Genomic DNA, 19,069 nt, shown 5'->3' on the forward strand with positions numbered 1-19,069 from the left:
CCGCGGGAAAAGGTTCGACTATAGTCCCGCCTCCCGAGGATGCGCCAGGAGAGCCTGATGAAGGAAATCGACGAACGCGAGGCCGAACGCCACCGCCGCAAGATGGAAAACCGCAAGGCCGTGCAGGATGCGGAAGTGGCGGAAAAGACCCTCGAAAAGGGTCTGCTGATCGTCAATACCGGCCCCGGCAAGGGCAAATCGACGGCAGCCTTCGGGCTTGCGCTGCGCATGCTCGGCCATGGCCGCAAGGTGGCGGTGGTGCAATTCATCAAGGGTGCCTGGGATACGGGCGAGCGCGTGGCGCTGCAGGCGTTTGGCGACCGGATGATCTGGCACACGATGGGCGAGGGTTTTACCTGGGACACGCAGGACCTGAAACGCGACGTGGCCGCCGCCGAACGCGCCTGGGACAAGGCGCTGGAGATGATGGCCGAGCCTGACGTCGGCCTCTTGATCCTCGACGAGTTGAACATTGCACTGCGCTACGATTACCTCGATCTCGAGCGGGTGATTGCCGATCTCTCAGCCCGCCGGCCGGACCTGCATGTCATCGTCACCGGGCGCAATGCCAAGCCTGCGCTCATCGAGGCCGCCGACATGGTGACCGAGATGACGCTGGTGAAACATCACTTCAAGGCAGGCGTGAAGGCGCAGGCCGGGATCGAGTTCTGATGACGCAGCAACGACCCGCCAAGGCATTGATGTTCCAGGGCACCGGTTCGGATGTCGGCAAATCGCTCATCGTGGCGGGGCTTGCGCGTGCGTTCACCCTGCGCGGGCTTCGTGTTCTGCCGTTCAAGCCGCAGAACATGTCGAACAATGCGGCGGTGACCGCCGATGGCGGCGAAATTGGCCGGGCGCAGGCGCTGCAGGCGCGTGCGGCGCGGGCGCCGCTTTCCGTCCACATGAACCCGGTGCTTCTGAAACCCCAGAGCGAGGTTGGCGCGCAGCTGGTGGTGCAGGGCCGTGTGGAAGGCAATGCCAAGGCTGCCGAATACCAGGAGATCAAGGCCGGCCTGATGCCGCGCGTGCTCGACAGCTTTTCCCGCCTGAAAGCCGAGGCCGATCTGGTGCTGGTGGAGGGGGCGGGCAGCGCATCGGAGGTGAACCTGCGGCGCAATGACATTGCCAATATGGGTTTTGCGCGGGCCGCCGACGTGCCGGTGGTGCTGATCGGTGATATCGACCGCGGCGGCGTGATCGCAAGCCTTGCCGGCACGAAACTGGTGCTGGAGCCGCAAGATGCCGCGATGATCCGCGCCTTTATCGTCAACCGCTTTCGCGGTGACCCGACGCTGTTTGCCGAGGGCATGACGATGATTGAGGGTTTTACCGGCTGGGCACCCATCGGCCTCCTGCCGCATTTTGCCGAAGCCACAAGTCTTCCGGCCGAGGATGCGCTGGCGCTTCAATCCAGACCCGCCGCAAAGGTCGGCACCAAACTCCGCATTGCCGTGCCGATCCTGCCGCATGTATCCAATTTCGATGATCTCGATCCGCTGGATGCCGAACCACAGGTGGAGCTTGTGCGGGTAAGACCGGGGGAGGTTCTTCCAGCCGATGCCGATCTTGTGCTGCTTCTTGGTTCAAAAGCCACGATTGCAGACCTGCAGGTGCTCAAGCAATCCGGTCTGGATATCGATATCGCCGCCCACCGTCGCCGTGGCAAGCCGGTGCTCGGCCTTTGCGGCGGATATCAGATGCTCGGCAAGACGGTGGCGGATCCCGAGGGTATCGAAGGTCCCGCCGGTGCCGTGGAACAGGGGCTCGGCCTCCTCGACGTGGAAACCCGGCTGACCGGGCAAAAACATCTCGTCGCAGTCTCCGGCGAGACGGCCGATGGAAACTCCTTTGCCGGCTATGAAATGCATGTCGGTGAAACGACCGGACTGGACCGGACGCGATGCTTTGCCCAGATCGGCGGTGAACCGGAAGGGGCTTGCTCGGCCGACGGGCTGGTCAGCGGCACCTATATCCACGGCCTGTTTGCCGATGACCGCCAGCGCTCGTCATGGCTGACGCGGCTTGGCGGCGATGAAACGCGGCTTGATTACGAACAGGGCGTGGAGGACGTGCTCGACCGGCTCGCCGCCCATCTGGAACGGCATCTCGATCTGGATCTCTTGCTCAGCCTCGCACGGTAAAGAGGAGGGCGAGGAGCCCGAAGAGGATGATCAGCAATAGGTCTGCGATACGCGAAAGGGCAAGCGCGCGGCGAATATCCGCGCTGGTCGCCTCGCGCCGTCCGCCCTCTCCCATCACATGATCCTCGACCAGGACCCCGCCATAAACGCGGGGGCCTGCAAGACCGAGGCCCAGCGCGCCGGCTATGGCGGCCTCTGGCCAGCCGGCGTTGGGCGATTTGTGGTGGCGCGCATCACGCCGCACCGCAGCCCAGGCCGCTTTCGCCGACGCGCCCGGCAGAAGGGCGGCGGCTGCAATGAACAGCAGCGCCGTCAGGCGCGAGGCGGGCAGGTTGATGAGATCATCAAAGCGGGCTGCCGCCCAGCCGTAGGCGCTGTAGCGGGCGTTCAGGTGGCCGATCATGCTGTCGGCGGTATTGGTGGCCTTGTAGGCGCAGGCACCGGGCAGCCCTCCGACGCCGAGCCAGACGGCTGGCGCGGTCACGCCATCGGAAAAGTTTTCGGCAAGGCTTTCGATGGCGGCGCGGCAGACGGCGGCTTCGTCCAGCTGGTCGGGATCGCGTCCGACGATCATCGACACGGCCTTGCGACCTTTTTCCAGACCGCCGGTTTCCAGCGCATCGGCCACGGCCCGCACATGGTCTTCCAGGCTTTTCTGGGCAAGCATGCTGGAGGAGAGGAGGGCCGTGACGATGAGGCCAAGCGGCAGCCACGCCAGTGCGCTTTCGAGGAGAAGCGCTGGCAGAACAGCGGCGAAAAGCAGGATGAGAAAAGCGAAAAAGCCGTTGCGCTTGCGCTGCCCGAACGGCAGGCCGAGGTCGTTGAACCGTTTTTCCAGCCGGCTGATCAGCGCGCCGATCCAGATGACCGGATGGCCGATGCGATCCACCAGCCATTGCGGATAACCGACAAGCCGTTCAATAAGCAAAGCCAGGAAGGCGAGAGAAAAAGCCATGGATGACAGACAGGATCGACAACAGGGGCGGGACGAGGCGCGGCAGGCGATCGATCACGGCGGCAATCTGGCGCGCGCGGCCCTCATGTTTCCGCAAGCGGCAAAACCGTGGATCGATCTCTCCACCGGCATCAACCCGCACCCTTATGCCTATTCGTCCATCCCCGCCACCGCTTTCTCCCGCCTGCCGGAGCCGGACGATCTTGCTCGTCTGAAGCGTCTTGCCTCGGAAATCTACGGTGCGCCGTCACCGCATCATCTGGCCGCGGCACCCGGCACGCATATCCTTTTGCCGCTGATCATCGAGGCCGTATTCGGCGCCCTGTCCGGTGCTGGAAGACGGGCGGCTATCCTGTCGCCCACCTATGGCGAACATGCGCGCATGGCAAAGCTTTCCGGCTTTGACACCGCCGAGGTGCAGCACTTTGAGGCGCTTTTTGACACAGATCTGGCTGTCGTGGTCAATCCCAACAATCCGGACGGGCGGCTTCTTGGCGCGGGCGATCTTCTGGCACTCTCCCGCCATATGGCGGCAAAGGGCGGGCTTCTGGTCGTGGACGAGGCCTTCATGGAGGTGATCGAACCGGTTCAAAGCGTGGCTGGTGCCGTGCATGAGGGGCTGGTCGTCCTGCGCTCCTTCGGCAAATTTTATGGTCTGGCCGGCGTGCGGTTGGGCTTTGCCGTCGCCCCGGTCGCTATTGCGCAAAAACTGTCGGCCCGTCTCGGTCCCTGGGCCATTCCGGGGCCAACCTTGTGCATCGGGCTTCAGGCGCTCGCCGACAGAGACTGGCAACAGGCCATGCGGCAACGGTTACGCGAGGATGCAGCGCGTCTCGATGCGCTTCTGGCGGCGGCTGGCCTTCCCGTTTGCGGTGGCACGACGCTGTTTCGCTATTTGAGGCATGCCGAAGCATCGGCGATCTTTGCGCATCTCGGTCGGTGCGGCATCCTCGTTCGCAGGTTTGCCGAACGGCCGGATTGCCTGCGCATCGGCCTGCCACAGGACGGCGAGTGGAAACGACTGGAATCGGGCCTTGAGGCGCAAATCTGGCGCGGTTGAAGCCTGTCGGAAAGGTTTGCATTCTGTCGGTACTGGGTTAGGTTTTCACATCATGATCGTCGCAGGCAGGTAATCTTATGTCCATGAACAGCAATCTCCCCCAGATCTTCGAGGCCATCGACAGGAAGAGGGAGGTGTTCACGGAACTGAGCGACCGGGTCTGGGCAACGCCGGAAACCTGCTACATGGAAGTGCAGTCGGCCGCCGCCCACCGGGAAATGCTGGAGGCTCAAGGGTTTGCCATCACCGAAAACGTCGCCGATATTCCAACCGCGTTGATCGGCGAGGCGGGTGAAGGCGGCCCGGTGATTGCCGTTCTCGGCGAATTCGATGCGCTGGCCGGCCTCAGCCAGAAGGCGGGCGTCACCCATCACGATCCGCTGACCGCCGGCGCCAACGGCCATGGGTGCGGCCATAATCTTTTAGGCTCCGCCTCGCTTCTGGCAGCAACCGCGCTCAAGGACTGGCTGGAAGCGACGGGAACGCCCGGCCGCGTACGTTATTACGGTTGCCCGGCTGAAGAAGGCGGTGCCGCCAAGGCGTTCATGGTGCGCGCCGGGGCGTTTTCGGATGTCGATATCGCCATCTGCTGGCATCCGAGCAATTTTGCCGGCGTGCAGCGGGAAACGTCGCTTGCCAATTGCCGCATCGATTTCACCTTCACCGGTCGCGCCTCGCATGCCGCGGCAAGCCCGGAGCTTGGCCGCAGTGCGCTCGATGCCGTCGAACTGATGAGCGTCGGCGTCAATTACCTGCGCGAACACATGCAACAGGATTGCCGTATCCACTACGCCCTGCTGGATGCCGGCGGCATTTCACCAAACGTCGTGCAAGCCCATGCCAAGGTGCGTTACGTGGTGCGTGCGCCGGAACTGGCCGGCCTGTTCTCGTTGATCGAGCGGGTGAAGAAAGTGGCTGAGGGTGCAGCCCTGATGACCGAGACGAAGGTGGAAAGCGCCATTCTGTCCGGCGTCTCGAACCTCATCGTCAACACGCCGTTGATGGATGCCATGCAGGATGTCTGGGACAGCGTTGGCGCGCCTGACTTCAACGATGAGGATCGCGCCTTTGCCGAAAAGATCCGCGCGACGCTGACCCCGGAGGATATTTCCTCAAGCTGGGCGCAGGAGCGGCTGGACGAGCGCGACGTGCCGCTTGCCGATTTCATCCTGCCGCGCCACAACGAAGTGCGCCAGATGGGCGGTTCCACCGACGTCGCCGATGTCAGCTGGGTGGTGCCGACCGTGCAGGCCTATGGGCCGTCGCTTGCCATCGGCACGCAGTTGCACACCTGGCAGGTAGTGGCGCAGGGCAAGAGCCCGCTTGCCCATAAGGCCATGGTGACCACAGCCAAGGTGATGGCCGCAACGGGACTTGCCGCGCTCCAGTCCGAGCAGTTGCGCGATGCGGCCAAGGCCGATCTGAAGCGCCGGCTGAAGGGCCAGGCCTATCGCAGCCCCATCCCGCCGGAAGCCGAACCGCCGGTCGCTGCCATGGGCGGCCGTCGTTAAAAGATTTTTCGGCATTCGAGCGCCGTAGCTTTTAACGAAGGCATGACACAGGCGCTTTTGGTTCTGTTGTGTGGGCTGTCGCCATCGCCTGAAAGACGGTGTTGATGGCACCGACGCTTGCGATGCCCAAGATTTTTCGCCGGCCCGTTTGGCGGATAGGCGCGTTATCGGCGAAAGTTGTTTGATCAGGCGGGGCGGCGTTCACGACCCAATGCCCCTTCATGAAGAACAGCCATCGCGGGTGGATTGCACCGGCGATGGAGACGCCTATATCTGGGCGCATGCTTGATCTTCTATCGCCCTACTGGCCGCACATCGTTTTTACCCTGTCGGTCGTGATGGGGGCGACGGCTGCCATCCATGCGGCCATGACCAAGGAAGAGGTGCGCTCGGCCATCGGCTGGGTCGGCGTCATCCTCCTGTCGCCGATCATCGGCGCGCTGCTTTATCTCATTGCCGGCATTAACCGCATTCGTCGCAGCGCCATCGGCAACCAGCGCTCCAAGCTGGGAGACGCCTTTCTCGATCACCTCGAATCCTATGACGCGACGGATACCATGGTGGCCTCGCAGTTCGGCCGGCGGTTTCTGGCGATGAAGACGCTGGGCGACCGGGTGACGCGTTATTTTCTGACCACCGGCAACAGCGTCGAGGTGCTGGAGGGCGGCGACGCGGCCTATGGCGCCATGCTGGAAGCCATCGAAAGCGCCCGCCGCAGCGTCATTCTGGAAACCTATATCTTTGATCGCGACCGCATCGGCCGCCGTTTTGCGCAAGCGCTCACCGATGCGGCAAAACGCGGCGTCAGCGTGCGGGTTCTGGTGGATGCCGTCGGCGCCCGTTATTCGGTGCCGAGCGTGCTTGGCCTGCTGCGCGATGGCGGCGTGACGGTCGATGTGTTCAACGGAAATGTGATTGTCGGCCTGCGGCTGCCCTATGCGAACCTACGCACCCACCGCAAGATCATGGTGGTGGATGGGGCCATCGCCTTTACCGGCGGCATCAATATTCGCGAGGCCTTCTCGCAGGAAATCGCCGGAGACGATCATGCCATGGATACGCATTTCCGCATGACCGGCCCAATCGTTGCCGATCTCCTGTCGGTGGCGGCGGAAGACTGGCGTTTTTCCAATGGTGAAACGCTGTCCGGCCCCGCCTGGCAGATCGAGCCGCCCGTCAGCGACCCGGGAAGCGCTGTTTATGTGCGCGCCGTCGCCTCCGGCCCCGACCGCAGCCTTGAGACGAACCACAAGATGCTGATGGGGGCCTTTTCCGTCGCCCGCTCGTCGATCCGCATCGTCTCGCCCTATTTCCTGCCCGACCGCGAGCTGATTGCCTCGCTTGCCACGGCTGCCCGGCGCGGCGTGGCGGTCGATATCGTCGTGCCCGCTTCCAACAACCTGACGTTGGTCGACCGGGCGATGACGGCGCAATTCGACCAGATCCTCAAGGGCGATTGCCGGCTCTGGCGCGCCAACGGCCCGTTCAACCACTCCAAGCTGATGGTGGTGGATGGCCGCTGGGCCTATGTCGGCTCGTCCAACATGGATCCTCGCTCGCTGCGCCTCAATTTCGAGGTCGATATGGAAATTTTCGATATCGAGCTGGCAGCCCGTCTCGAAGAACGGATCGAACGGATGCTCACGAAAGCCGAACCGGTGACGATGGAAGACTGGCGGGCGCGGCCTTTTCTGGCGCGGCTGTTCGACCGTATTCTCTGGCTCGGGTCACCTTATCTTTGACACCGCATCTGGAAGCTCCCCGTCCGGGCGCTATACTCGCTTCATGGTTCTCTTGATGAAATCGTCCGCCCGCGCATGAAAAATTCCGGCAATCCCAATCTGCGGGCCAACATCCTTGCCTCGCTTCGCAACCGCAAGCAGCGGGACCAGGTGCTTGAGGACGAGGCCGAGACGGGCGATGGCGGAAGCCTGCTGGTCGCTTCTTACAATGTCCACAAATGCGTCGGCGTCGATGGCAAGTTCGATCCCGGCCGCATCGCGCATGTCATCCGCGAAATCGGTGCCGACGTGCTGGCCCTGCAGGAGGCCGATACGCGGTTCGGCGAGCGGCGCGGGCTTCTCGATCTCAACTGGATGGAGCGCGAGACCGGGCTGACGCCGGTGCCGCTCTCAGGCGTTTCCAAGGCGCATGGCTGGCACGGCAATGTGCTCTTTTTCCGCGAAGGCGTGGTGCGCGATGTGCATCAGGTAAAACTGCCGGGACTTGAGCCACGCGGTGCGTTGATCACCGAGCTGGAGATGAAGGACGGTAACGTGCTTCGGGTGATTGCCGCGCATCTTGGCCTGCTCAACCGCTCGCGCCAGCAGCAGGCGCGTATGATCCTTGACGTGATTGGCGCCCGGGATGAACAACCGACCATCCTGATGGGGGATCTCAATGAATGGCGCCTGGGGGATCGCTCCTCGTTGAATTCGCTGTCGGACATCTTTCGCGGCATGCCGGCCGCCGTGCCGAGCTTTCCTTCGCGCCTGCCGGTTCTGGCGCTCGACCGCATCATGAGCAACCGTCCCGGTCTTATCGAGCGGGTGCGCGTGCATGATACGGCGCTTGCCCGCATCGCCTCCGATCATCTGCCGATCAAGGCGCGGGTCCGCCATCACGTGCCGGCCTGACGGCAGCGATCATTCGGCACAACCGCGTTCGGCAAGCAGTCGGTTGGCGATTTCGCGTGCAATGGCCAGCGAGGCGGTCAGCCCTGGGCTTTCGATACCGAAGAGATTGACGAGGCCCGCAACCCCATGCACCTGCGGCCCATCGATGCGGAAATCGGCGGCGGGATCCGCCGGCCCGCTGATCTTCGGGCGGATGCCGGCATAACCGGGCACCAGTTCGCCCGTGGGCATGTCCGGCCAGTAACGGCGTACGGCCGCATCAAAACTTGTTCCCCGCGCCGGGTTGACCGCGTAATCGATGGTCTCGACCCATTCGACATCAGGGCCGAAGCGCGCCTGACCACCCAGATCCAGCGTCAGGTGAACGCCGAGCCCATGGGCGTGGGGGGCGGGGTAGATCAGGTGGCTGAAGGGTGCGCGTGTTGGCAGCATGAAATAATTGCCCTTGGCATAACGCGTCTCCGGCACCGCATCCGGGGAGAGCCCTTCGATCATCCTTGCGACCTCGGAAGCATGCAGCCCTGCGGCATTGACCAGCAGCGTGGCAGACACCTCCATCGGGTCCGTGCCGCCAACGCTGACGACAAAGCCATCCGGTGTGACGCGGGCCGATTTGATCGGCGCGTGGAAGGCGATGAGGGCGCCGGCGTCCCGTGCGTCGCCCTCCAGCGCCAGCATATAACCATGGCTGTCGATAATGCCGGTCGAGGGTGAATGGAGCGCGGCAAGGCAGGACAGCGCGGGCTCAAGACGATGCGCCGCATCGGCTGTCAGCATCTGCAGGTCGTCGCAGCCATTGGCCGCGCCCTTTTCCGCGAGCGTCTGAAGCAGCGGAATTTCCGCCTCTTCGGTCGCGACGATCAGCTTGCCGCATCGGCGGTGCGCCACGCCATGCGACTGGCAGAACGCATAAAGCTTGTGCCGGCCCTCGACGCAGAGCCGCGCCTTGAGGCTGTCTTTCGGGTAATAGAGGCCCGCATGGATCACCTCGCTGTTGCGCGATGAAGTGCCGGTGCCGATGGCGCCTTCGGTCTCCAGCAGCAGAACGGAACGGCCGGCTTGCGAAAGTGCGCGTGCCGCTGCAAGCCCGATGACGCCGGCTCCGACGATAATCGCATCCACATCCGCCACGAAACTTCTCCTCCGCTTCCTGTCCTCGTTCGGCATATCCCAGGAGTTCCCGTGCTCCAACCGTTACCCGGTGCGGCTGTCGGGAAAGATTTTTCACACCAGCTCGCTCTGGCGCAAGATTATCTCTACCAATTGCGTAGAGTTAAGCTACATTAACCGAATATGAACAACGATGTTCAAGGGAGAGACGCGCATGAGCCATGTCGATCATCCGGTACCTTTCCGCCCCCGCATCGAACCTTCCGCCACGTCCGCACTATCTGCCAGCCGAAAGTACCTGATGCGGCATCTGCATGCGGCACTCGTTGCTGCCGCCTTTATTTTCGTTGCCGCCGGCATCCTTGGCCTGTTCAGCTAGGCCATTTCTGTTTCTCCTCTACGGCCTCTTGCGCGCCTCCGTGACGTTTCACGGGCCGCAAGGGGCCGTTTTCGTTTGGGCATTCGGCGCCTGCTGCCGGCGAATGCAGCGGCTGCAACCTCGGCGCTGTGTCGCCGCAAAGGCCGGCCGCGCAGGGTTTTTGGCCGCGCGGGCCCTTGCCCGTGGAATCGCCCTTGAAAGCATCAAAGCTTGATGTCATGGAACCAAATGCAGCGCTTTCGGCTTACATCCGTCAGCGTGCATCGCGTCTTGTCGCGTGGCCCCGCATCAGGCATCGATCTGGTCTTCCAACCGGCTGATTACGTTCAGGTTTCATTCAGACCTGGCGGGATAGAGGCGAGCGGTGATAGTTTTGGAGAAGCATGTGAACAGGTTGTGTCCTTTCGTTCGCGTTTTCGGCCGCCCCGCGCTCCTGCGCCCGGTGCCGTCCTCCCTTCCGTTTTTTGCACTCATGAAGCCGAACCGGACCTGAGTTATCGGCGCCAGCCGACCCCGCTCTTTCGCTAAGACAGTGCCACTCAATTCTTAGAAGCCGCCACAATGTCATTTCATAATACGCCTGCCGCGACCCCGCGTGAAACCGAAGGTAAGCAGATCGACCATAACGAGGCGATCCGCGCGACCTATTTCAATGCAGAGGATCTGCGCGCCTGCGGCGAAGCGCTGGCGCGCGACGGAACCCAATCGCTGCCTGGCTTCATGTCCTTCGATTTCCGCGAGCGGCACAAGGAAAACGAAAAGGAAATCCTGCGGGTCTACCGCTCGACAGCCAGGGATGTGGAAGCCGGCGCCACCATTACGCCGGCGGCGGAATGGCTGCTCGACAACCATTACATCGTCGAGGAAGCGATCCAGGAAGTCCGCCGTGACTTTCCGCGCAAGTTCTACAAGCAGTTGCCGACGATGCGGGTGGGTTCCATCGAGATCCCGCGGGTGCTGGCGCTCGCCTGGCTCTATGTTGCCCATACCCATAGCAGCCTGTCGCGCGATAACCTGACGGCGATGACCGAAGGGTTCCAGGTCCATCAGTCGCTGGAAATCGGCGAGCTTTGGGCGCTGCCGTCCTTCATGCGCTTTGTGCTGATCGAAAACCTGCGCCGCATCTCCATCCGCGTCGAGCGCTCGCGCCACATGCGCCAGAAGGCGAACGAAGCCGCCGACGAGGTGATCCGTCTCAACGACGAGGCCGCCTGCAGCGATCTTTTTGCCCGCATCCAGCCGCTGACCGGCGACAATACCTTTGCCACGCAGTTCGTCTATCGTCTTCGCAACGCCTCGCAATCGTCAGGTTTTGCCATTTCCTGGCTGGAAGCCCAGCTGGAAAAGGCCGGCACCGACACCGAAGAAGTGATGATGGCGGAACACAACCGCCTCTCCTCCGGCAACGTGACGATGGGCAACATCATCAAGAGCCTGCGCGAGATCGACGACACCGAATGGAGCGTCTGGTTCGAGGAGGTCTGCCTTGTCGACCAGGTTCTGCGCGCGCAGAGCGACTATAACGAGCTGGATTTCGGCTCGCGCAACTCCTACCGCAACCGCATCGAAAAGCTCGCGCGTTATTGCGGCAAGAGCGAAATCGAAGTGGCCCGTGCCGCCATCGCGCTGGCAGACGAAGCCCGCAGTGCGCCGGAGCCCGATCCGCACAAGGCCAATGTCGGCGCTTTCCTGACCGGCATGTACCGTCCGGAACTGGAAAAGGCGGTCGGTTACACGCCGACCATCGGCCAGCGCATCACCCGCACCATCCAGTCGATGAACTGGCTGTCGGTTGCCGTGCCTGTGTTGTTGCTGACCTTCCTTGCGCTTGCCATCGTCGGCGGTTTTCTGGCCCATGCCGGCATGTCCTGGCCGGTTATCGTGCTGTTCCTGCTGATGTTCTCGCTGCCGGCGTCGGAAGGCGCGACGGGGCTTTTCAACACGCTCGTCACCTATGTGGTGAAGCCTTCACGGCTTGTCGGCTACGAGTTCAAGAACGGTATTCCGGAAGACGCCCGCACGCTTGTGGCGGTGCCCTGCATCATCAACAACCGTGATACGGTGGATGAACTGGTGCGCAATCTCGAGGTTCACTACCTCGCGAACCCGCATGGCGAGATCTATTTCGCGCTTTTGAGCGACTGGAAAGACAGCGCCATCGAGCAGACCGATGCGGATCTCGAAGTGCTGGAATATGCCCGTCGCGAGATCACCTTGCTCAGCAACCGTTATGCCTTCGATGGCCGGACGCGGTTCTATCTGCTGCATCGCCGCCGCCTCTACAACCCTTCCGAAGGTGTCTGGATGGGCTGGGAGCGCAAGCGCGGTAAGCTGCACGAGCTGAACCTGTTGCTGCGCGGCGACAAGGATACGACCTATCTTCAAGGCGCCAATACGGTGCCCGAAAATGTGCAGTATGTGATGACGCTGGATGCCGATACGCGCCTGATGCGCGATGCGGCGACCAAGCTCGTCGGCAAGCTGCATCACCCGATCAACCGTCCGGTACACGATCCGAAGTCCGGCCGCGTCATTCACGGATATGCGCTTCTGCAGCCGCGTGTGACGCCATCGCTGACGACGGGCAAGGATGCCTCCGTCTTCCAGCGCGTCTATTCCGTCAGCCGGGGTATCGATCCTTACGTCTTTACCGTCTCCGACGTTTACCAGGATCTGACCGGCGAAGGCTCGTTCACCGGCAAGGGCCTTTATCACGTCGATGCGTTTGAGACCGCCTTGCGCGGCCGCGTCGAAGAAAATGCGGTTCTCAGTCACGACCTTCTTGAAGGCTCGTTTGCCCGCTGCGCCCTCATCACCGATGTGGAACTGGTCGAGGATTTCCCCACCCGATATGAGGTGGAAGTGTCGCGCCAGCATCGCTGGGCGCGTGGCGACTGGCAGCTGCTGCCCTATATTCTCGATCCGTTGCGCGGCGTCACCGCCCTTGGTCGCTGGAAGATGGTCGACAACCTGCGCCGGTCGCTGACCCCGATCGCCTGGTTCCTCGCCTCCGTGCTCGGCTGGTATTTCATGGATCCGCTTGGCGCTCTGATCTGGCAGATCCTGCTGATCTTCTCGCTGTTTGTTGCGCCGACGCTCTCGCTCATCACCGGTATCGTGCCGCGCTCGACCGATATCGTGCCCAGCGCGCATTTCTATTCCGTCTGGTCGGATATCCGCTCGGCCAATGCCCAGGTGGCGCTCCGCATCGTCTTTATCGCCGATTCCGCCTTCCGGATGATCGATGCCATCGTGCGCTCGATCTATCGCCTCTTCGTCAGCCGCAAGCAGATGCTGGAATGGCGCACCGCCGCCAGCATCCAGTCGTCGGCGCAGGGCACGCCGCAGGATTATTACCGCTCCATGTGGCATGCGCCGGTGGCTGCCGTGGTGGCGCTGATGATTGCCGCGCTGCCGGATGACAATGCCTTCCTCGTCGGCATTCCCTTCGTGCTTCTCTGGGTCTTTTCGCCGCTCGTTGCCTGGTATGTCAGTCAGTCGGCGGAAACCGAAGATCGCCTTTTCGTGCCGGAAGCCGTCTCGGTGGAACTGCGCAAGATCTCGCGCCGCACCTGGCGGTATTACGAGGCCTTTGTCACCGAAGACCAGCATTTCCTGCCGCCGGACAATTTTCAGGAAAAGCCCGAGCCAATCGTTGCCAAGCGCACCTCGCCCACCAATATCGGCGTCTATCTGCTCTCCGTCGTCTCGGCGCGTCATTTCGGCTGGATCAGCTTCCAGGATACGCTGGAGCGCATCGAAGCCACGGTTGCGACCGTGGAAAAGATGGACAAGTTCCGTGGCCACCTGTTCAACTGGTACCACACCGATAGCCTGCTGACGCTTGGCCCGCGTTATGTCTCGACTGTTGATAGCGGCAACCTTGCCGGCCACCTGATTGCCGTCTCTTCCGCCTGCCGCGAATGGGCGGAAGCACCGTCCGCGCATCTGCAGGCCTCGCTCGATGGCATCGGCGACGTTGCCGGTATCCTTTCGGAAGTGCTGAAGGAACTGCCTGACGATCGCAAGACGGTGCGTCCGCTGCGCCGGCGTCTGGAAGAGCGGATCATCGGTTTTGCCAATGCCTTGGCTGCGGTCAAGCGCGAGCATGAGTTTGCCTCGATCCGCATCATCAACCTTGCGGTTCTGGCGCGTGACATCCAGAAGCTGGCCTCCAACCTCGATCATGAGGTGAGTTCCGCGCAGAGCATGGAAGTCACCCGCTGGGCGGAATCGTTGGTGGGTGCCTGCGAAGCGCATATTGCCGATACCACGTTCGACATGACCAATATCGAGCCGCTGCGCCAGCGCCTGACGCAGCTGCGTGACCGTGCCCGCACGCTCGCATTCTCGATGGACTTCACCTTCCTTTACCGCAAGGACCGGCGTCTGCTGTCGATCGGTTACCGTGTCGAAAGCAATGATCTGGATGAGGCCTGCTACGACCTTCTGGCATCGGAATGCCGCCTGACCAGCCTGTTTGCGATTGCCAAGGGCGATCTGCCAACCGAACACTGGTACCGCCTCGGCCGCCAGGTCGTGCCGATCGGTGCGCGCGGCGCGCTGATCTCCTGGTCGGGTTCGATGTTCGAATACCTGATGCCGCCGCTCGTCATGCAGGAGCGGCAGGGCGGGATTCTGAACCAGACGAACAACCTGATCGTCGAGGAGCAGATGAACCACGGCCGCCGGCTGAACATCCCCTGGGGGATTTCGGAGGCCGCGTTTAATGCCCGCGACCATAACCTCAACTACCAGTACACGAACTTCGGCGTGCCGACGCTCGGCCTGAAACGTGGTCTCGGCCAGAACGCCGTCATCGCGCCTTATGCATCGATCCTCGCCAGCCAATACAATCCGCTGGCAGCGCTGGAAAACCTGCAAAAGCTGCGCGCCGTCGGTGCGCTCGGCAAATACGGCTTCCATGATGCCGTCGACTACACGCCGACGCGCGTGCCGGAAGGCAAAAAATGCGCCGTGGTGTTCAACTATTATGCCCACCACCACGGCATGTCGATTGCAGCCATTGCCAACGTCGTCAACAACGGCAAGCTGCGCGAGCTTTTCCATGCCGATCCGGTGGTGGAAGCCGCTGAACTTCTGCTGCAGGAAAAGGCGCCGCGCGAAGTGCCCGTCATGGGCTCCAAGTATGAGCCGGAAACGCCCGGCAAGGGCCAGGCGGACCTGCTGCGCTCGGAAATCCGCACCATTCAGGATCCCGCCAGCCGCGACCGCGAACTGGTCTTCCTGTCCAACGGTCATTATTCCACCATGCTGACGGCAACCGGCACCGGTTACTCCCGCTGGAACGGCATGGCGGTCACCCGCTGGAAGGCCGATCCGGTCGAGGATCGCTGGGGCAATTTCCTCTTCCTGCGCGATACGGCAAGTGGCCAGTGGTGGTCGACGACGGCCGAGCCGCGCCGGGCGGAAGGCGAAAAGGTGAAAACCGTGTTCGGCGATGAAAAGGCCGAATTCGTCAAGACCGTGGGCACGCTCACCAGCACCGTCGAATGCATCGTGGCAACCGAACACGATGCGGAAGGCCGCCGCCTGACGCTTCTGAACACCGGCACCGAAGATCGCTTCATCGAAGTGACCTCCTATCTGGAGCCGGTGATTGCCAATGAAGATGACGATAACGCCCATCCGGTGTTCTCGCGCATGTTCATTCGCACCGAGATCGGCCGTCGCGGTGATGTGATCCGTGCCTGGCGCAACAAGCGCAACCCGAACGAACCGTCGATGCACATCGCGCATCTGGCCGCCGACAATGCCGGCTCGTCGCGCCCGACCGAGTTCGAAACGGATCGTCGCCGCTTTATCGGCCGTGGCCGCACGCTTGCCGAGGCTGCCGCCTTCGATCAGGATGCGACGCTCTCCGGCACGGATGGCTTTACGCTTGATCCTATCCTGTCGCTGCGCCGCGTCGTGCGCGTGCCGGCCGGCAAGAAGGTCAGCGTCATCTTCTGGACGATCGCTGCCCCGAGCCGCGAGGAACTCGACGGTGCCATCGAGCGCTATCGTCACCCGGATGCCTTTGGCTCGGAACTGACGCAGGCCTGGACCCGCGTTCAGGTGCAGATGCGCCATATCGGCATCAGCTCCCAGCAGGCGGCCGCCTTCCAGCATCTCGGCCGTTACCTCGTCTATCCCGACATGTATCTGCGCGCCGATGCGGCAACGGTGGAAGCCGGTCTTGCCTCGCAGCGCCAGCTCTGGGGCCTGTCGATCTCCGGCGACCTGCCGATCTTCACGCTGCGCATCAATGACGAAATCGACATGGATGTGGTGAAGGAGGCGCTGTCGGCGCAGGAATACCTGCGCTCCCGCGGTGTCATGGCCGATCTTGCCGTCGTCAATGAAAAGCCTGCCTCCTACGCGCAGGACATGCAGCACGCCATCGATCATATCAGCGAAAGCGTGCGCCGCCTCGGCCAGTCCGATGGCCGCCAGCAGGTATTTGCGCTTCGCCGCGACCTGATGGACGAGGCAACCTGGGCCGCCCTGATTGCCGCCTCGCGTGTCGTTCTTCACGCCCGCAACGGCAAGATCGAGGATCAGGTGAACCGCGCCGTCTCGCTCTTCTCGTCGCCGCGCGGCGTCGAGGTGGAAACGGATCGCCGCGTGCTTCTGTCCGCCGACAATTTCGGTGCGCCGGTTGCAACGCCTACCACCGATCTCGACTTCTGGAACGGTTACGGCGGTTTCTCTGGCGATGGCACGGAATATGTCGTGCGTCTTGCCGGTGGCGGCGCCACGCCGCAGCCGTGGATCAACGTGATCTCCAACGAGAACTTCGGCTTCCACATTTCTGCCGAAGGAGCCGGCTTCACCTGGAGCCAGAACTCGCGCGACTACCAGTTGACGCCGTGGTCGAACGATCCGGTCATCAACCGTCCGGGCGAAGCTTTCTATGTCGCCGATCTGGAAAGCCTGCAGGTTTCGACGCCGTTTGCCGCGCTCTCCCGCCGGCCATCGGTCGCCTTCGAAACCCGCCATGGCCTTGGCTATTCAACCTTTACCGCCAAGGAAGAGGGCCTTTCCCTCACCTTGACGCAAACGGTTGATCGCACGCGCCCGGTCAAGTTCTCGAAGATCACCATTGCCAACACAAGCGATGAGCCCCGCCGCCTGCGCGTCTATGGTTATGCCGAATGGATCCTCGGCAACAATCCGCAGCGCACGCAGTCCTTCATCCTGAGCGGCCGTGACGAGGCAACGGGGGCGCTCTTTGCGACGAACCCCTACAGCATCGATCACCATCGCACGGCCTTCTTCGGCACCGATGTCACGGCGTCTGGTTTCACCACCAGCCGGCGCGAATTCATCGGCCGCTTCGGCTCGATTGCAGCGCCGACGGCGGTTATCACCGCTTCCGGTCTGAACGGTGCGCTGGAGCCGGATGGCGCGCCTTGCGCCGCTCTTGCCTGCGATATCGAGTTGGCGCCCGGCGAAGAGAAGGTCGTGACCTTCTTCATGGGGGATTGCGGCACACGCACAGAGGCAGCAGAGCTTGCCGCGGATGTGAAGGCTTCGTCCTTCGAAACCGTGCTCGAAACCACCAATGGTTTCTGGCAGGACTTTACCGGCCGCCTGAAGATCCAGACCCCGGACAAGGCGCTGGACAATATGGTCAACACCTGGCTGCCCTATCAGGCACTCGGTTGCCGTATCCTGTCGCGCACGGCCTTCTACCAGTCGTCGGGCGCCTTCGGCTTCCGCGACCAGTTGCAGGATACGCTGGCCTTCCTCCTGCACGAGCCGGACCTGGCCCGCCGCCAGATCGTCAATGCCGCAAGCCGCCAGTTCAAGGAAGGCGATGTGCAGCATTGGTGGCTTCCGGGCACCGGTGCCGGCGTGCGCACGACCATCTCCGATGACGTGGTGTGGCTTGCTTATGCAACGCATGAATATATCCACACGACCGGCGATGCCGCCGTGCTGGAGGAGCAACTGCCCTTCCTGCAGGGCACGGCACTGACGCCCGGCCAGCACGATGCCTTCTACAAGCCGGAGGTTTCGTCCGAGACGGCCTCGCTTTACGAGCATGCCGCACGTGCGCTGGATCTGGCGATTGTCCGCACCGGCTCCAACGGCCTGCCGCTCATCCTCGGCGGCGACTGGAACGACGGCATGAACCGCGTCGGCGTGGGCGGACGCGGCACCAGCGTCTGGCTCGGCTGGTTCCTCGCCGCCGCATTGCGCCGCTTCCTGCCCTATGCGGAAGCACGCAACGATGACGGTCGCGTCAGCCGCTGGACGGCGCATCTGGGATCGCTGAAGCAGGCGCTCGAAACCGCCGGCTGGGACGGCACCTATTATCGTCGCGGGTATTTTGACGATGGCGGCCCGCTCGGTGCCAACGGCAACCTCGAATGCGCCATCGATTCGCTCGGCCAGTCGTGGAGCGTGCTCTCCGGCGAAGGTGATCCGGCCCGTCAGGAACAGGCGATGAATGCCGTGATGGAAAAGCTGGTGGACGAGAAGGATGGCATCATCCGCCTCTTCACGCCGGCCTTTGCCAACACGCCGAAGGACCCGGGTTATATCAAGGCCTATCCGCCGGGCGTGCGCGAAAACGGTGGCCAGTATACCCACGCGGCCATCTGGGTCGTGCTGGCGCTCGCCGGCCTGAAGCGCGGTGACGATGCCTGGAAAGCCTTCCAGCTGCTCAACCCGGTCAATCACGCGCTGGATCAGGCCTCTGCCGAAACCTACCGCGTCGAGCCCTATGTGGTGGCCGCAGACGTCTATGGCGTCGGCGACCTCACCGGCCGTGGCGGCTGGACCTGGTATACGGGCTCGGCCGGCTGGCTCTACCGTGCCGCCGTCGAAGGCATTCTCGGTATCCGCCGCGAAGGCAACCGCCTGTTCGTTCGCCCCGTTCTGCCGAGCGAATGGACCGGCTTTACCGCCGATCTTCTGCTGGCCGGCAAGAGCCGCCGCATCGTCGTGGAAAAGGCAGTCGGCGAGACGGAAGCCGTGGTCACGGTGGATGGAACGCCTGTTGTCGCAGACGAGGGCATCCTGCTCGCCTGATCCTTGGGATCGTCAACGAATGAAAGAAGGCCCGGCTCGCTTTGCAAGCCGGGCCTTCTTGTTTTGATCCTGCGCCGAACCGCAGCGGCGGCGGACTTTTATGGAGACGGAACAGCATTTCGTCGGACGCATTCAACCGCATCGCAAGTCGTTTCGGCCGTCCGATGGTTCTGGAGGCGCACTGTGCGTGGTGGCGGTGGGAAAGTATGGCCGGCATTGGGACAGCATGGAA

Annotated in this window: 10 protein-coding genes; 8 read left to right on the top strand and 2 right to left on the bottom strand. The window is 62.7% G+C overall.

All coding sequences use genetic code 11. The features are described from left to right. Positions 1–57: 57 nt before the first annotated feature. Both cobO and AC4CWF_RS00920 read left to right on the top strand, forming a co-directional pair. On the top strand, positions 58–672 hold the full coding sequence (cobO, locus tag AC4CWF_RS00915; RefSeq protein WP_491283273.1) for a cob(I)yrinic acid a,c-diamide adenosyltransferase: 615 nt from the start codon (positions 58–60) through the stop codon (positions 670–672). Further along, positions 672–2,144: a cobyric acid synthase gene (locus tag AC4CWF_RS00920; RefSeq protein WP_491283274.1), complete on the top strand. Its 1,473-nt coding sequence runs from the start codon at positions 672–674 to the stop codon at positions 2,142–2,144. Before cobO ends, AC4CWF_RS00920 begins: the two co-directional genes overlap by 1 nt. On the opposite strand, the gene cbiB is transcribed toward AC4CWF_RS00920, so the two are convergent. Continuing rightward, positions 2,128–3,099, bottom strand: a complete 972-nt coding sequence (cbiB, locus tag AC4CWF_RS00925) for an adenosylcobinamide-phosphate synthase CbiB (RefSeq protein WP_491283275.1) — start codon at positions 3,097–3,099, stop codon at positions 2,128–2,130. The genes AC4CWF_RS00920 and cbiB overlap by 17 nt on opposite strands. On the opposite strand from cbiB, the gene cobD reads away from it, so the two are divergent. The 4 genes from cobD to AC4CWF_RS00945 all read left to right on the top strand — a co-directional run bounded on the left by cobD (position 3,098) and on the right by AC4CWF_RS00945 (position 8,306). After that, positions 3,098–4,159, top strand: a complete 1,062-nt coding sequence (gene cobD / locus AC4CWF_RS00930; protein ID WP_491283276.1) for a threonine-phosphate decarboxylase CobD — start codon at positions 3,098–3,100, stop codon at positions 4,157–4,159. The two genes, cbiB and cobD, sit on opposite strands and share 2 nt — an antisense overlap. 83 nt (positions 4,160–4,242) lie before the next feature. After that, complete coding sequence (locus tag AC4CWF_RS00935; RefSeq protein WP_491283277.1) at positions 4,243–5,670, top strand: M20 family metallopeptidase; 1,428 nt, start codon at positions 4,243–4,245, stop codon at positions 5,668–5,670. A 281-nt stretch (positions 5,671–5,951) separates the two neighbouring features. Next, positions 5,952–7,412, top strand: a complete 1,461-nt coding sequence (gene cls, locus AC4CWF_RS00940; RefSeq protein ID WP_491283278.1) for a cardiolipin synthase — start codon at positions 5,952–5,954, stop codon at positions 7,410–7,412. Positions 7,413–7,487: 75 nt separating this feature from the next. Next, complete coding sequence (locus AC4CWF_RS00945; RefSeq protein WP_491283279.1) at positions 7,488–8,306, top strand: endonuclease/exonuclease/phosphatase family protein; 819 nt, start codon at positions 7,488–7,490, stop codon at positions 8,304–8,306. 9 nt (positions 8,307–8,315) lie between these two features. Here the strand turns inward: AC4CWF_RS00945 and AC4CWF_RS00950 are convergent, their stop codons facing one another. After that, positions 8,316–9,437 (bottom strand): NAD(P)/FAD-dependent oxidoreductase, encoded by a 1,122-nt coding sequence (locus AC4CWF_RS00950; protein ID WP_491283280.1) that lies wholly within the window; start codon positions 9,435–9,437, stop codon positions 8,316–8,318. Positions 9,438–9,630: 193 nt separating this feature from the next. Here AC4CWF_RS00950 and AC4CWF_RS00955 point away from each other — a divergent pair, with 193 nt between their 5' ends. Further along, a complete protein-coding gene (locus AC4CWF_RS00955; protein ID WP_491283281.1) occupies positions 9,631–9,795 on the top strand; it encodes a hypothetical protein in 165 nt (54 codons plus the stop codon). 561 nt (positions 9,796–10,356) lie between these two features. Further along, positions 10,357–18,837 carry a glycoside hydrolase family 94 protein gene (locus AC4CWF_RS00960; RefSeq protein WP_491283282.1) on the top strand — a complete coding sequence of 2,827 codons (8,481 nt, stop codon included), beginning with the start codon at positions 10,357–10,359 and terminating at the stop codon, positions 18,835–18,837. Positions 18,838–19,069 lie beyond the last annotated feature (232 nt).

The sequence above is a fragment of the Neorhizobium sp. PAMB6630 genome (assembly GCF_058242775.1).

What these genes read in the sequence shown, in the direction of transcription:
- AC4CWF_RS00935 (WP_491283277.1), top strand. Translation starts at nt 4,243, where the DNA reads ATGAACAGCAATCTCCCCCAGATCTTCGAGGCCATCGACAGGAAGAGG.
- AC4CWF_RS00945 (WP_491283279.1), top strand. Translation starts at nt 7,488, where the DNA reads ATGAAAAATTCCGGCAATCCCAATCTGCGGGCCAACATCCTTGCCTCG.
- cbiB (WP_491283275.1), bottom strand. Translation starts at nt 3,099, where the DNA reads ATGGCTTTTTCTCTCGCCTTCCTGGCTTTGCTTATTGAACGGCTTGTC.
- AC4CWF_RS00955 (WP_491283281.1), top strand. Translation starts at nt 9,631, where the DNA reads ATGAGCCATGTCGATCATCCGGTACCTTTCCGCCCCCGCATCGAACCT.
- cobD (WP_491283276.1), top strand. Translation starts at nt 3,098, where the DNA reads ATGGATGACAGACAGGATCGACAACAGGGGCGGGACGAGGCGCGGCAG.
- AC4CWF_RS00920 (WP_491283274.1), top strand. Translation starts at nt 672, where the DNA reads ATGACGCAGCAACGACCCGCCAAGGCATTGATGTTCCAGGGCACCGGT.
- AC4CWF_RS00960 (WP_491283282.1), top strand. Translation starts at nt 10,357, where the DNA reads ATGTCATTTCATAATACGCCTGCCGCGACCCCGCGTGAAACCGAAGGT.
- cobO (WP_491283273.1), top strand. Translation starts at nt 58, where the DNA reads ATGAAGGAAATCGACGAACGCGAGGCCGAACGCCACCGCCGCAAGATG.
- cls (WP_491283278.1), top strand. Translation starts at nt 5,952, where the DNA reads ATGCTTGATCTTCTATCGCCCTACTGGCCGCACATCGTTTTTACCCTG.